The sequence below is a fragment of the Pseudomonas sp. BIGb0558 genome, assembly GCF_024807515.1.
Taxonomy (GTDB): Bacteria; Pseudomonadota; Gammaproteobacteria; order Pseudomonadales; family Pseudomonadaceae; genus Aquipseudomonas; species Aquipseudomonas yamanorum_A.
This window is the reverse complement of sequence record NZ_JANUEW010000004.1, coordinates 173090-186379: the sequence shown is the minus strand read 5'-3', so window position 1 is coordinate 186379 and position 13290 is coordinate 173090. Positions and strand designations below refer to the sequence as shown.

Annotated in this window: 13 protein-coding genes; 10 read left to right on the top strand and 3 right to left on the bottom strand. The window is 58.9% G+C overall.

Annotated features, from left to right (window positions below):
* Positions 1–75: 75 nt before the first annotated feature.
* Positions 76–1278, bottom strand: a complete 1203-nt coding sequence (locus M2400_RS08600; RefSeq protein ID WP_259195690.1) for a multidrug effflux MFS transporter — start codon at positions 1276–1278, stop codon at positions 76–78.
* 329 nt (positions 1279–1607) lie between these two features.
* Between M2400_RS08600 and M2400_RS08595 the strand changes: the two genes are divergently transcribed.
* From M2400_RS08595 to M2400_RS08555, 9 genes are all read left to right on the top strand, one after another.
* Positions 1608–2549, top strand: a complete 942-nt coding sequence (locus M2400_RS08595; RefSeq protein WP_218171961.1) for a dihydrodipicolinate synthase family protein — start codon at positions 1608–1610, stop codon at positions 2547–2549.
* Between the two features lie 99 nt (positions 2550–2648).
* Positions 2649–3752 (top strand): ABC transporter ATP-binding protein, encoded by a 1104-nt coding sequence (locus M2400_RS08590; protein WP_177044289.1) that lies wholly within the window; start codon positions 2649–2651, stop codon positions 3750–3752.
* Positions 3753–4634 carry an ABC transporter permease gene (locus tag M2400_RS08585; protein WP_218171962.1) on the top strand — a complete coding sequence of 294 codons (882 nt, stop codon included), beginning with the start codon at positions 3753–3755 and terminating at the stop codon, positions 4632–4634.
* Complete coding sequence (locus M2400_RS08580; RefSeq protein WP_177130474.1) at positions 4631–5428, top strand: ABC transporter permease; 798 nt, start codon at positions 4631–4633, stop codon at positions 5426–5428. The genes M2400_RS08585 and M2400_RS08580 overlap by 4 nt, the downstream gene beginning before the upstream one ends.
* Positions 5429–5567: 139 nt before the next feature.
* The gene (locus M2400_RS08575) at positions 5568–6611 is read left to right on the top strand and encodes an ABC transporter substrate-binding protein (RefSeq protein WP_259195691.1); all 1044 of its coding nucleotides are present in this window, start codon (positions 5568–5570) and stop codon (positions 6609–6611) included.
* Between the two features lie 44 nt (positions 6612–6655).
* Positions 6656–7639, top strand: a complete 984-nt coding sequence (locus M2400_RS08570; protein WP_177044292.1) for an aldo/keto reductase — start codon at positions 6656–6658, stop codon at positions 7637–7639.
* 8 nt (positions 7640–7647) lie between these two features.
* Positions 7648–8493 carry an amidohydrolase gene (locus M2400_RS08565; RefSeq protein ID WP_259195692.1) on the top strand — a complete coding sequence of 282 codons (846 nt, stop codon included), beginning with the start codon at positions 7648–7650 and terminating at the stop codon, positions 8491–8493.
* A 25-nt stretch (positions 8494–8518) separates the two neighbouring features.
* Positions 8519–9103 carry a DUF1349 domain-containing protein gene (locus tag M2400_RS08560; protein ID WP_259195694.1) on the top strand — a complete coding sequence of 195 codons (585 nt, stop codon included), beginning with the start codon at positions 8519–8521 and terminating at the stop codon, positions 9101–9103.
* Between the two features lie 10 nt (positions 9104–9113).
* On the top strand, positions 9114–9554 hold the full coding sequence (locus tag M2400_RS08555; RefSeq protein WP_177044295.1) for an RbsD/FucU family protein: 441 nt from the start codon (positions 9114–9116) through the stop codon (positions 9552–9554).
* Positions 9555–9609: 55 nt separating this feature from the next.
* Here M2400_RS08555 and M2400_RS08550 read toward each other — a convergent pair whose 3' ends face one another.
* Together M2400_RS08550 and M2400_RS08545 are read right to left on the bottom strand one after the other, a co-directional pair.
* Entirely contained in the window at positions 9610–11166 is a 1557-nt protein-coding gene (locus M2400_RS08550) for a UxaA family hydrolase (RefSeq protein ID WP_177044296.1), read from the bottom strand.
* 132 nt (positions 11167–11298) lie between these two features.
* Positions 11299–12219 (bottom strand): LysR family transcriptional regulator, encoded by a 921-nt coding sequence (locus tag M2400_RS08545; RefSeq protein ID WP_256352056.1) that lies wholly within the window; start codon positions 12217–12219, stop codon positions 11299–11301.
* A gap of 257 nt (positions 12220–12476) precedes the next feature.
* On the opposite strand from M2400_RS08545, the gene M2400_RS08540 reads away from it, so the two are divergent.
* Entirely contained in the window at positions 12477–13289 is an 813-nt protein-coding gene (locus M2400_RS08540) for a shikimate dehydrogenase (protein WP_177044297.1), read from the top strand.
* Position 13290 lies beyond the last annotated feature (1 nt).

Here is a 13290-nt window from a genome sequence, read left to right as displayed (position 1 = left end):
TAGCGCGAAAGCCCCGGATTGCGGGGTAGAGCAGGGGCCCGATTGCCGGGTGTGGCAACCAACTACCCCGCGCCGTTATGACCCAGTGCCGGCCAGGTGCGCCGGCAATCGGTTGAGGGTCCACCACGCAGTCAGCATCGCCGCCACCGCGCTCAGAGCGATGCCGATCAGCATCGGCGCCGGTGTATGGTCGGCAAACACACCCACCACCGCCATGCACGCAGCGGCGGTGATCATCTGGATCGCGCCCAGCAGCGCGGATGCAGAACCGGCCACCGCGCCGTGGTCTTCCAGGGACAACACCCCGGCGGCGGGCAACAGGAGCCCGAGGAAACCAAAACCGATAAACAGCAGCGCCATCATCAACGGCAGGCTGTTGGCCCACAGGGTGGTGAGTGCCAGCAGGGTCATGACTGTTGCGACGCCCGCCACCGACCAGCGAATCAGCGGCGCCAGACCGAAGCGGGCACTCAAGCGCGCGGTCAGTTGGCTGAGGGCAAAAAACGAGGCGGCGTTGAGGGCGAAGCACAGGCTGAATTGGGTCGGCGTCAACCCGTAGTACTCGATGTACACGAACGGCGCGCTGCCGATAAATACAAAGAAGGTCGCCAGGCCAAAACCGCCCACCACCGACAAGCCGGTAAACACCGGGTCGCGCAGCAACGCGCCGTAGCTGCCGAACGCATTGCCCAGGGTCTTGCCCAGGCGGCGTTCGGCGGGATGGGTTTCCGGCAGTTGCACGGCGGTCATGATCAGGCACAGCACGGCGGCCACCGCGAGTACCCAGAACACTTCGCGCCAGCTCCACACCGCAATGACCAGGCTGCCGGCCAATGGCGCCAGGATCGGTGAAATACTCACCACCAGCATCAACAGCGCCATCAAGCGTGCCGCTTCATGGCCGGTGTACAGGTCACGGACAATCGCCCGGGGAATTACCATCCCGGCGCAGGCGCCAAAGGCCTGCAGGGCCCGGAAGCCAATCAGCACTTCGATGTTTGGCGCCAGGGCGCAGCCAATACTGCCCACGATGAAAATCACCAGGCCGGCATAGATCGGCGGCTTGCGACCGAACACATCGCTGATCGGCCCGTAGAACAACTGGCACACCCCGATGATCATGAAGAACACCGTGAGGCTCATCTGCACGGCAGCAGGCGAGGCGTGCAGGCTGGCGCCCAGCGTCGGCAAGGCCGGCAGGTAGCTGTCGATGGCAAAGGGGCCGACGGCGGTGATCAACCCCAGCAGCAGGGCGAGGTGGGCGATACTTCGGGGCATGGAGGTTCCGGGCGACGGTAAAAAAGAGCAGCCAGCTTAGTGACCGCTTGTTGGGGATACAAGCCGGTGTTTGTTGAGGGCAAAATCCTCGACCTGCAAGGTCATCCCAGTGATCAACCCGGCCAGTGTCGCCGGGCCGATTATTTCCCGGGGATCGGTGCGGCCGCATCAACTGCGATCCGGTCCCGCCGAGCTTCTCCAGCCGGGGATAGCCAACGGTTATCGTCCGCGGCGCACTTCTCATTACTCGCCCGGCAGCAAGTGCAGTACTTTCATTTGGCAGCGATTCACTCAGCCATGACGGTTTGTCGTCGTGGCGGATTTCCCAAATGGAAGAGGTTCTTGCAATGCAGACAACTGGGCCGTACTCGGGGCTATTTCCTGTTGCCCCGACGCCTTTTACCGACAATGGTGAGCTCGATTTCGAGGGGCAGGGGCGTGTACTTGACTGCATGATCGACCAGGGCGTCGACGGCATTTGCATTCTGGCCAACTACTCGGAACAGTTTCTGCTCTTGGATGAAGAGCGTCGACAGTTGACTGAGTTTTGCCTGGCCCATGTCCAGGGGCGTGTCCCGGTGATGGTTACCTGCAGTCATTTCAGCACTCAGGTCGCCGGTCAGCGCGCTCGTCACGCGGCGGACCACGGGGCGGCGCTGATCATGATGATGCCTCCCTACCATGGCGCGGGCATCAAGCTGGAGCCGCGGCTGATCATCGAACATTTCGCACGGGTCGCCGAGGCGTGCCAACTGTCGATCATGATCCAGGACGCGCCCCTCAGTGGCGTCACGCTCTCGACCGCATTCCTGGCAGAAGTGGCACGCACCTTGCCGCTGGTTCGGTACTTTAAAATCGAGGTGCCGGGCACCGCGGCCAAGCTGCGTCATCTTATCGAGTTGGGCGGTGACAACATTGTTGGTCCGTTTAATGGTGAAGAGGCTATAACCCTCATGGCCGATCTGGATGCCGGTGCACGCGGCGTCATGGCCAGCGCGATGATTCCCGATCTGATTCGGCCCGTGATGGCGGCTCACGCTGAAGGTCGTCGTCAAGACGCCATCCAGGCCTATGAGCGGATTTTGCCGCTGATCAACTACGAGAACCGTCAATGCGGTCTGCGCGCCGCAAAAACGGTGATGAAGGAGGGCGGGGTGATCAAGTCAGACTGCGTGCGTCACCCACTGGAAACGTTGCACCCGCAGACGCGTGCGGGCTTGCTTGAACTGGCCAGTGCGGCCAATCCGATTGCGTTGCAATGGGGTCGGTAAGAGGGGCACCTGACGCCTGGCAACGGCGTGAAGGTGGCCGGGCTACGCTATCTGAAGATCGTTGAGTATTTGTCTAGGGCTCGGGTGAGAACAACAAAAATGACTGTTTTAGCGAACGCTGGTTTGTCCACGGTGACATCGGAATTGATTCGTCTGGTTGATGTGACGAAGTCATATGGCAGTATCAATGTGTTAAAGCCGGTCAATCTGGATATTAAAGACGGCGAGTTTCTGACGATTCTTGGTCCGTCCGGATCCGGTAAAACAACCATCTTGCGCATGATTGGCGGGTTTACGGCGCCGACTTCAGGCCAGGTGTTATTGCGCGGAACCGATATCGTAAGCCTGCCGATCTTCAAAAGACCGTTCAACACGGTGTTTCAGGATTACGCACTCTTCCCCCACATGACGGTGGCGGGCAATGTGGGGTATGGGCTGCGCATTCGCCGCTTGCCTGCCGACCAGATCAAGGCCAAGGTCAGGGCTGTGCTCGAAACCGTCAACCTGGCCGATAAGGCCGACCGTTATCCTTCGGCGCTTTCCGGCGGCCAGCGTCAGCGAGTCGCCCTGGCAAGGGCCATTGTCTGTGAGCCGCAAGTGATCCTGCTCGACGAGCCCCTGGCGGCACTGGATGCCGAACTGCGTCGATCGATGCAGGATTTTCTCAAGGATCTGCAGCGAAGAATCCGTACCACGTTTGTGTTCATCACCCATGACCAGGAAGAGGCGATTGCCATGTCGGATCGCATCGCAGTGATGGACCACGGCAACCTTATTCAAGTCGGAACGCCCAAAGAGATTTACTACAAACCCAAAAGTGAGTTTGTCGCGAAATTTTTTGGAGAAAACAACTTACTGCCGACCACCCCAAAGGGCGGCGCCTTAATTGAGAGCCCGCTCGGTCAACACGCCTCTCCCGGGGCTATGGATAAAGCGCTGCAAATAGCCATCCGGCCTGAGAGTTTCAGCCTGCACGATGGAACCGAGTGCGGACCGGATCAGCAGGTTACCACCGCCAAACTGGAAAGCCTGACCTTCCTTGGGCCTACCACCCAGTTATCACTTTCTCTGGGGAGTGCGGCGGCGCATCGAATCAAAGTCCGCTTGCCAACGGCGCTGTGTGCCAATCATCTGAGTGTTGGCGCACAGGTTTCGTTGCGCTGGTCGGCATCCGATGTCAGCTTCGTGCCGAGAGAAGCCTGAATGACCTCCCTGACTCTGGAAATGGAACCTGTCAGCCGGTCGCGGCTGCAACTTACGAGGATCATCGTGAAACTCCTGATCTATGGCGTCCCCACCGTCATGATCCTGGTTCCATTGGTGTCTTTCCTGGCTTATAGCTTTTTAGAACAGAAAAACGGCGCCCTGACGGGGAGTTTGACGTTGGCAAACTATGCCGGATTTTTTGCCGGCAGTTACCTCAAGGTTTTTCTCGGCACGTTGAAACTGGCCTTCTTTGTTGCCTTGGTAGCGTTGGTGTTTGGCTACATCATTTCCTACCTGATTTGGCGCCTGGAGGGTTCTGCGCGCTACTTGCTGTTGTTGCTCAGCGCCTTGCCCCTGGTGATGAATTACGTCGTCAAGATTTACGCGATGCGCAGCATTCTTGGGTACAGCGGATTTCTGAATTCGCTGTTGTTATCGCTCGGGATCATCGACGTGCCAAGCCGGCTGTTTATTTTCAACCAGACGGCCGTAATGATTGCGATGGCAGTGATCTATTTGCCCTTTGGCATCTTGCCGATATTCCTCGCACTCGACCGCATTCCACCGTCTTTGATCGCCGCCGCTGCCGATTTGGGAGCCAAGCCCGGCCGGACGTTTTTCACCATCGTCCTTCCGTTGAGTCTGCCCGGTTCGATTGCCGGTGCGTTGTTCGTGATGGTGATCGCCATTGGTGACTATCTGACGCCGCAAATGGTCGGTGGCAGCGAGGGCTTCACATTTGGGCGCGCCATCTGGAGCCAGTTCGGGATGGCGTTCAACTGGCCCCTCGGTGCTGCATTGGCTGTTGTGCTGCTGGTCGCTGTGATCGCAATCATCGGGCTGGCGTCCCTTGTTTCCCGGATCGGGAGAGTGAAATGACCCTCATGGAACGTATCACGCTCACTGTGCTGTGGGTGATCGGTGTCTTGGCGTTCGCCGTGTTGTATGCGCCAGCCGCCATCGTAGTCACGCTGTCGTTCTTCAGTATTAAAAATCACCAGATTGACTGGTCTGATTTCAGCTTGCAGTGGTACGGCAAGTTTGCTGAAAACACTCAATTGCTGGAATCACTCGGTAACTCGTTGTTGGTAGGCGCCTGCGCTGTCGTGGGCGCAACCGTTATTTCGCTGGCGCTTGCCTACTACATGAAAACTGGCGCGAGAAAAGGTCAGAAATATATTGAGTTCGTTATATTTTTGCCCTTTGTACTGCCTGCAATCATTACCGGTATTTCATTGCTGGTGGCATTTCGAGAGGCAGGCCTGGAACGGAGTCTGGTCACCGTCACCATCGGCCATGTGGTCCTGATACTGGCGGTTATCTACCGCATGATCATGATCCGGTTGGACACCCTTGAAGATTCACAGATCGAAGGCTCACTTGACCTGGGCGCCAATGGCTTCGAGACATTTATTTATATTGTTTTCCCGCAGTTGCGTTCCGCGTTAGTGACAAGTTCCCTGCTGGCGTTTGCGCTTTCGTTTGATGAAACATTGGTGACCTTCTTCCTGGTCGGGGGCGACAGCACACTTCCGATGCGATTGTGGGCAATGATGCGAACCGGCTTCACTCCGGAAATCAATGCACTGGTTTCGGTGGTGCTGTGTGTAACGCTGGTTTGTGCGGCGCTGGGCGCGCTGTCGCTACGTCAAAGTATTGAACGCAAGGCATAACAATAATACGGCTTTACCCAAGTTGAACCCTTTTTACTGCTGAGCAGGTGTCGTGTACGAAGAGTGATAACGCTATGGGCAGACAAGAACGTCCAAGTAGTTAGCACATAATAATTTAAAACTATCGAGAGAGAACGACATGAAAAGACGTGATTTTTTGGCTTTAAGTACCGTCGTTGCGGCCAGCACGCTAATAACGCCGGGGTTGATGCGCATCGCCGGGGCCGCGAGCAAAGAACTCAGGGTATTGACTTGGGAAGGTTACGCTGACGATCAGTGGGTTAAAGCGTTTGAGAAAAAAACCGGTGCTTCGGTCTCGGTGACCTACGCGGCCAGTGTGGATGAGATCTTCGCAAAAATGACGGCGTCCCAAGGTGCTGATTACGACGTGATCGCCATCGAGACATCGTCTTATAAACGCCTGACTCAGGAAAAGCTGATCCAGCCACTCGAGGTGGCCAAGCTGCAGAACGCGAAAAACCTGATGCCCAGTTTCCAGAACGTGTCGGCGATCACCTTTGATGGCAAAACATACGCGGCCCCCTTCGCCTGGGGCTCCATCCCTCTTATATACAACGCTGACGTATTTAAAGTCGCCCCGGACAGCTGGGAAGTGTTTTGGGATGAAAAATACAAAGGCCGGATGATTATCGTGGACGACGCCAACAATGCAATTGTGACGGCGGCGTTGACACTTGGCATTAAAGACCCGTTCAACTTGACCGACGATCAATTCGGCCTGATCAAGACCAAACTGCTGGCGCAAAAATCCAACATTGCCAGTTATTACTCGGGCTTCGACGACGGGGTTAGCATTTTTGCTCAAGGCGGTATCGACTTCATGATGTCCATGGGCGAGCCTCAGGCTGCCATGCTGAAGAAACGCAATGTTAATGCGCAACTCACTATTCCCAAAGAAGGGGCGATCGGCTGGATTGATTGTTGGTGTATCAGTGCCAAAGCCCGGGATGTGGGCCTGGCGCATGCCTGGGTCGATGCCATGCTGGAAAAGGATGTGGGCACTTATATCAGTGAAAAAACCGGTTATGGCAACTCCACCAATGAAGACGCGAACATCAAGATTGGCCTGACGTATTCCGACAAGTTGGTGTTTTTGCAGGCCCCCGAAGATTTTGGTCGCCGCATAGAATTGTGGAACGAGATCAAGGCAACTTCAGTTTGATGACGTTGCAATACCGATAAAACAAGAAGTAAAAGGATCAGTACATGAAAGCATTATTCGAGGCTGTACCGTTGGGTCTTACCCCCCTTCGGGTGAGCCGGTTGGGCGTCGGTACTACGGCAATCGGCGGCCTCTATTCGCCTACCAGCGCGAGCAGCGCCGAAGAGACGCTGCAGGCGGCCTGGGACACCGGGGTTCGCTTCTTTGATTCCGCTCCCCAATATGGCAACGGCATGGCTGAACAACGGCTGGGCGCCTTTTTACAGGGCAAGCCTCGGGATGAGTATGTGGTGTGCACCAAGGTCGGTCGCCTGCTGCGGGTGCCCGACATTCCAGTGGCCGACGGCTACTACAAAGGCACTCCACCGGAGCGGCCGGTATTTGATTTCAGCTATGACGGCGTGATGAAGTCCGTGGAAGAAAGCCTCGTTCGCCTTGGCCTCGACCGCATTGACGTGTTGCACATCCATGACCCTGACAACCATTATCCGCAGGCCATCGACGGTGCCTATAAAGCACTCGACCGGTTGCGCGCAGATGGCACGATTGGCGCGGTCGGCGCGGGCATGAACCAGAGCCATATGCTCGCCGAGTTTGCCCGCAATGGAGATTTCGACTGCTTCCTGCTGGCGGGCCGTTATACCTTGCTGGAGCAGGGCGCCCTGACAGAGTTGCTGCCGCTGTGCGTACAAAAGAACATTTCGATCATTATCGGTGGGGTCTACAACAGCGGCATCCTGGCCAACCCCAGCGCCGGCGCAAAATTCAATTACGAAGATGCCGACCGGGCCCAGATAGCGCGCGCCTTGATGCTTGAGAACGTGTGCCTGAGTCATGGCGTATCGTTGAAAGCCGCAGCCGTCCAGTTTCCACTGGCCCATCCTGCAGTGGCCAGCGTGCTCACGGGCCCCAGGACTCCGGCAGAAATGCTCGAAAACGCCGAACTGTTCCGCACGCCGATCCCGAGTGCCTTGTGGCGGGATCTCAAGGCCCAGGGCCTGATTGCTGCCGACGCGCCTACAGCGTGAAGGCCATCATGTCGAACCGGATCATCGATACCCACCAGCACTTTTGGAACCTGTCCACCGGAACCTACCCATGGATGGCCGGCGATGCGATGCGACCCCTGCGACGCCACTTTGGCCCGCAGGACCTGCAGCCTCTGCTGGTCGAAAACGGCATCAGTGCGACGATCATTGTGCAATGCCGGCACGACATGGCGGAAACTCGCGACTTGCTGGCGATCGCCGCCAGCCATGACTTTGTCATCGGCGTTGTGGGTTGGGTCGATCTCGAATCAGGCAACGTACCCGGGCAAATCGACGCCTTGCGCGCGTTACCCGGGGGCGACAAGCTCGTGGGCATACGCCATAACGTTCATGACGAGCTCGACGCCGAGTGGCTGTGTCGGCCCGCGGTACAGGACGCCGTCGGCGCGGTCATCAGTGCAGGGCTGACCTTCGACCTGTTGGTGCGCAGCAGGGAGTTGCCGGCGGCGACGCTGCTGGTCCGGCGTCATCCACAGGGCCGTTTCGTGCTTGACCATCTCGCCAAACCGCCAATCGCCCAAGGGTTCAGCCACACCTGGCATGAAGCGCTGAAGCTGCTTGCCGAAAGCGACAATGTTTGGTGCAAGGTCTCGGGGCTGGTCACGGAAGCAGCCCCTGGCGCCAGCGTCGAAACCTTTGACCACTACACGCAGATTGCCCTGGCGGTTTTCGGCCAGTCGCGTGTGTTGTTCGGTTCGGACTGGCCCGTGTGCACACTGGCGGCGACTTACCTCAAGGTCAAGACCGTCGCTGAACGACTGGTCGCCGCACAGCCGGAGCTGGCGGGGCGATTTTTCCATCTCAATGCTATCGACGCCTATAACCTGGGTTAACGCCCTGCAAGACAAGGACAATCACATGAGCATCGACTTTAGTACCGGAACCTGGCTGAACCCACCTGCCGATTGGTTGGCGGACGGCACCGGCCTGACCCTGACCACCGACGAAAAAACTGATTTCTGGCGTAAAACCCATTACGGTTTCATTCGCGACACCGGTCACTTTCTGGGCTTCCCGGCGGCCAACGGGTTCACGGCGCAGATTCGCATTCAGGGTGAGTTTCGTACGCTTTATGACCAGGCAGGCCTGATGGTGCGGATTGATGAAACCCGCTGGATGAAAACCGGCGTGGAGTTCACCGACGGTGAGTTGTTCCTCAGCACCGTCATCACTGACGGGCAGTCCGATTGGTCGGTGTCCCAGCCATTCAAGGCACTGGAGGACTTCTATCTGCGGGTCACCGTGGGCAACGGCGCGATGCGTGTCCAGGCATCGCGTGACGGTATTTTCTGGCCATTGTTGCGCCTGGCGCCGTTCCCGGAGGCCGCCAGCTATCAGGTGGGGCCGACGGCCTGTACGCCGGAGCGAAGCGGCCTGACCATCCGGTTTACCGAGTTCTCCATCGGCCCGGCCACCACCAAAAACCTCCACGACTTGAGCTAAAGGACTTCCCATGCTGATTGGTATTGACCCGATCCTGAACGCCGACATTCTGTTTGCATTGCGCGCAATGGGCCATGGTGACGAGATCGTCATCGCAGACGGCAGTTTCCCTGCACACACCGTGGCCAAGCGGCTGATTCGCATGGAGGCAGCCGACCTGTCACGCATGCTCAAAGCCGTGCTGTCAGTGATGCCGATTGATGAGTCTGAACCCGATCCGGTGGTAGGCATGGAAGTGATCGATGAGCCTGACACCCTCGTTACGGCGCATACGGTGATTCAGGATGTGCTGGACGCACTGCCAGGCGCATCGCCGACCCTCAGTCGCATCGAGCGTTTTGCTTTCTACGACCGAGCCAAGGAAGCGTTTGCGGTTATCGCAACTGGTGAAACCCTGTTTTACGGCAATGTGATCATCCGCAAAGGTACCGTGAACCTGGGCGGTAATTGACACAGGCAGCCCCACAAAAAAGGGGACCTTCGGGTCCCCTTTCTGCTGTCTGTGATCAGGTAATGGCGCCAATCTGCCAAGGCACAAATTCATTCTGCCCGTAGCCGTGGGTTTCGCTCTTGCTGGGCTCTCCGGATGCCACGCGCAGCATCATGTCGAAGATATGGATGCCGCGCTCCTCGATCGTATCGGTGCCGTCGGCGATGCCGCCACAGTTCACGTCCATGTCTTCTTCCTGATGATTGAACATGTGCGAGTTGGTGGCGATCTTGATCGAGGGGGAGGGCGCACAGCCGAACGCCGAGCCCCGGCCGGTAGTGAACGCCAGCAGGTTGGCACCGCCCGCCACCTGGCCGGTGGCCGAAATCGGGTCGTAGCCCGGGGTGTCCATGAACACCAGGCCGTGAGCGGTGACCGCTTCGGCATATTCGTAGACATCCACCAGGTTGGTGGAGCCGCCCTTGGCCACGGCGCCCAGGGACTTCTCCAGGATTGTGGTCAAGCCACCGGCCTTGTTGCCGGCCGATGGGTTGTTGTTGAGTTCGGCATTCATGCGCTGGCAGTAGCTTTCCCACCAACGGATACGGGCGATGAGTTTTTCACCGACTTCGTCGCTGACGGCACGGCGTGTCAACAGGTGTTCGGCGCCATAGATCTCCGGTGTCTCGGACAGGATCGCGGTGCCGCCCGCGGCGACGAGCCGATCGACTGCGTTGCCCAGGGCTGGGTTGGCGGTGATCCCGGAGTACCCGTCCGAGCCGCCACATTGCAGTCCGACCACCAGGTGCTTGGCGCTGACCGCCTGGCGCTGTACCTGGTTGGCGGCCGGCAACAGGGCCTTGATTTGCTCAATACCGTTGGCAATGGATTTCGAGGTGCCACCGACACCCTGGATGGTGAACACGCGAAGGTGCGGGCCGGCTTGCAGGTGTCGGGCGGTGAGCAAGTCGTCGATCTGGTTGGTTTCGCAACCCAGGCCAATCATCAGCACCGAATGGAAGTTGGCGTGCACGGCATAACCACCCAGGGTTCGCTGCAACATCGCCAAGGCTTCGCCGCCGGGGTCCACCGCGCAGCCTATACCGTGTGTCAGCGCGACGACGCCATCCACAGCCGGATAAGGCGCGAGGGCTTCGGGGTGGATGTCGCGCCGGAAGTAGTCGGCGATCGCCCGCGCCACCGTGGCCGAGCAGTTCACCGACGTCAGCACGCCAATGTAGTTGCGCGTGGCGACGCGCCCGTCCGGGCGCACGATGCCCATGAACGTTGCCTCGCGATGCGGGGTGGGTTTGGCATCGATGCCGAATGCGTGACTGCGTGAAAAGTGTGCCATGCCGAGGTTATGACTGTGCACGTGGGCACCAGCGTCGATCGCCACTGAGGCAACGCCGATGATCTGTCCGTAACGGCGTACATTCTCTCCGGCCTCGATCCTCCGCACAGCGACCTTGTGCCCGGCCGGAATGGCCTGCTGCACAACCACCGCGTTTTCTTCCAGCACGAGCCCCGCCGGCAGCGGCTGGCGTGCGATCAACACATCGTCATGGGGGTCCAGGCGGATTGTGGCGGCGGCAATCTGGCTTTGCGCACTTGTTTTGGCAATCAGTTCCATTACGGCACCTTACTGTGGGAAACGCGGATGCAGCGGTATGGCGCGATGCTAACGCCGGCCTGATCGGGCGGGTAATGAAAATCCAGCGCCTTGGGATAACCACGCGTTATCTGTACTGCAACAGTGCAAGGGCTATTGCGTCAGCTCTTCGATCAGCAAGTGTGTCAGTTGCGAGAGTTCTACCTGCCTGCGCGTGACGATGGCAAACGGCTCGCTCTTGGGTGTGATGGTGCAGGGCAGGCACGTCAACATGGCTCGCATTAACGGCAGCTCCGCCACATCGGTGGGCAGCACCGCGACCAGGTTGGGGTCGCTGATCAGCAACAACAGGGTGGCAAAGGTGGACGAGGTTTCGATGGGGTGGGCGGGAAAGTTCACGCCTGATTCGTGGAACTCGCGCTCCAGCGTCTGGCGCAACGGCATGTTCGCCGAGAAGATCACCCAGCCTGAATCCGCCAATTCTTCGAGGGTCAACGTGTCGCGCCCTACCAGCGGGTGATCGGGGTTGGCCATGACCACCAGCGCCTCCGGTTTCATACTGATGCTGTCATACGCCGTGGGGCGAGGGCTCACGCTGGGATAACACAGCGCCATGTCCAGGCGCCCCTGGTCCAGCAGGCTCAGCAGTTTGACGCTGGTGTCTTCGACGATTTCGATGGTTGCCTGCGGTTGCCGCTTGCGCAGGCGCAACACCCCCTCTGTGAGCAGCGGTACGCCGCCCATGATCGTACCGACGGTGAGGCGTCCGCCGTGGCCCTGGAAGATGCCGTGCATCTCCTGGCGCAAGTGAGAAAGGTCCGTCAGGATCAGCCGTGCGTAGCGAATCGCGCAACGGCCCATGGCATTGGCGTTCAGGCCCTTGCTGGTGCGCTCGAAGAGCGTCGCACCGAGGGTTTCTTCGACGTCGTGCAGGGCCTTGGTGGCGCCAGGCTGGGTGATGCCGATGATCTCGGCGGCCCGGTGAATCGAGCCGTGATCGTCGAGTGCGACCAGCAGGCGCAACTGCTTGAGACGAAGGCGCGAGGAGAGGGTTTCCAGGGTTGGCATCGTCATCAGGGAGACGCTTTTTTTAGAGGAGGTGCCCGGCATTAGGCATCAGCAGCCGCGAAAACGCCAGTGACCTGCCGGTGCAGGTCAGGGCGCTTTTACCCGCGGGGATAGCCAGTGGTTATCGGCAGGGGGTGCACTTGTCATTACTCGCGCAGCGTGAAGTGCAGTACTTTTCATGCAGCGGGTTTTGCGGTGTATGTCATTGCGTCGTAGGGACCGCAAAACGATTCGGGTTGTTTTATAGAACAGGAGTCACGTAGATGCCTGACAGGCCAGAAAACACGCCAGAAGTGACGGGTCGAACCCGGGTACTGGGCATCCTTGCTCACCCCACCGATCATGTAAAGGCACCACCCAAGATCAACCGGATTGCCCGTGAACGGGGCAGTGACGCGATCATGGTGCCGATGAATGTTGCGCCGGAAAACTTTGAAGGCTTCGTCAACAGTCTGCGAACCGTTCTGAGCTTCGACGGTGCCATCGTGACGGTGCCGTTCAAGCAAGCCATCTTGCCGCTGTGCGATGAACTCAGTGAGCAGGCCGCCGCCGTGGGGGCTGCCAATGTCATCCGGCGCTTGGCCGATGGCCGCCTGGTGGGTGATCAACTGGATGGCGTCGGTTTCCTGCGTGGACTTGAGCATGCCGGCATCCAAGTGGCAGGCCGGTCGGTGTACCTCGTGGGGGCCGGCGGTGCGGCGAACGCGGTGGCTTTCGCGCTGGCCCAGGCCGGCATCGGTCGTCTGACGCTGGCCAACCGCAGCCAACACAAGAGCGATGAACTCAGGGAACGCCTGCTGCGCCACTACCCGACCCTGGCGGTTTCGCTCGGCACCCAAGACCCCAGCGGCCACCAACTGATCATCAATGGGACCTCGCTGGGTATGCAGGCCACGGACCCGCTGCCGCTGGATGTGACCCGGCTGACGCCACAGATGACGGTGGCGGAAGTGGTCCAGGAGCCTGAACGCACGGCATTGCTGGTGGCCGCTGAAAACGTCGGCTGCCGGGTCCATCTGGGGCGCCATATGCTGGAGCACCAGGTGCAGTTGATGGCGGATTTCCTTGGCCTGTAAC

Coding starts and splice junctions, on each gene's coding strand:
- M2400_RS08550 (WP_177044296.1), bottom strand. CDS start 11,166: ATGGAACTGATTGCCAAAACAAGTGCGCAAAGCCAGATTGCCGCCGCC.
- M2400_RS08590 (WP_177044289.1), top strand. CDS start 2,649: ATGACTGTTTTAGCGAACGCTGGTTTGTCCACGGTGACATCGGAATTG.
- M2400_RS08595 (WP_218171961.1), top strand. CDS start 1,608: ATGGAAGAGGTTCTTGCAATGCAGACAACTGGGCCGTACTCGGGGCTA.
- M2400_RS08575 (WP_259195691.1), top strand. CDS start 5,568: ATGAAAAGACGTGATTTTTTGGCTTTAAGTACCGTCGTTGCGGCCAGC.
- M2400_RS08570 (WP_177044292.1), top strand. CDS start 6,656: ATGAAAGCATTATTCGAGGCTGTACCGTTGGGTCTTACCCCCCTTCGG.
- M2400_RS08580 (WP_177130474.1), top strand. CDS start 4,631: ATGACCCTCATGGAACGTATCACGCTCACTGTGCTGTGGGTGATCGGT.
- M2400_RS08560 (WP_259195694.1), top strand. CDS start 8,519: ATGAGCATCGACTTTAGTACCGGAACCTGGCTGAACCCACCTGCCGAT.
- M2400_RS08545 (WP_256352056.1), bottom strand. CDS start 12,219: ATGACGATGCCAACCCTGGAAACCCTCTCCTCGCGCCTTCGTCTCAAG.
- M2400_RS08565 (WP_259195692.1), top strand. CDS start 7,648: ATGTCGAACCGGATCATCGATACCCACCAGCACTTTTGGAACCTGTCC.
- M2400_RS08555 (WP_177044295.1), top strand. CDS start 9,114: ATGCTGATTGGTATTGACCCGATCCTGAACGCCGACATTCTGTTTGCA.
- M2400_RS08585 (WP_218171962.1), top strand. CDS start 3,753: ATGACCTCCCTGACTCTGGAAATGGAACCTGTCAGCCGGTCGCGGCTG.
- M2400_RS08540 (WP_177044297.1), top strand. CDS start 12,477: ATGCCTGACAGGCCAGAAAACACGCCAGAAGTGACGGGTCGAACCCGG.
- M2400_RS08600 (WP_259195690.1), bottom strand. CDS start 1,278: ATGCCCCGAAGTATCGCCCACCTCGCCCTGCTGCTGGGGTTGATCACC.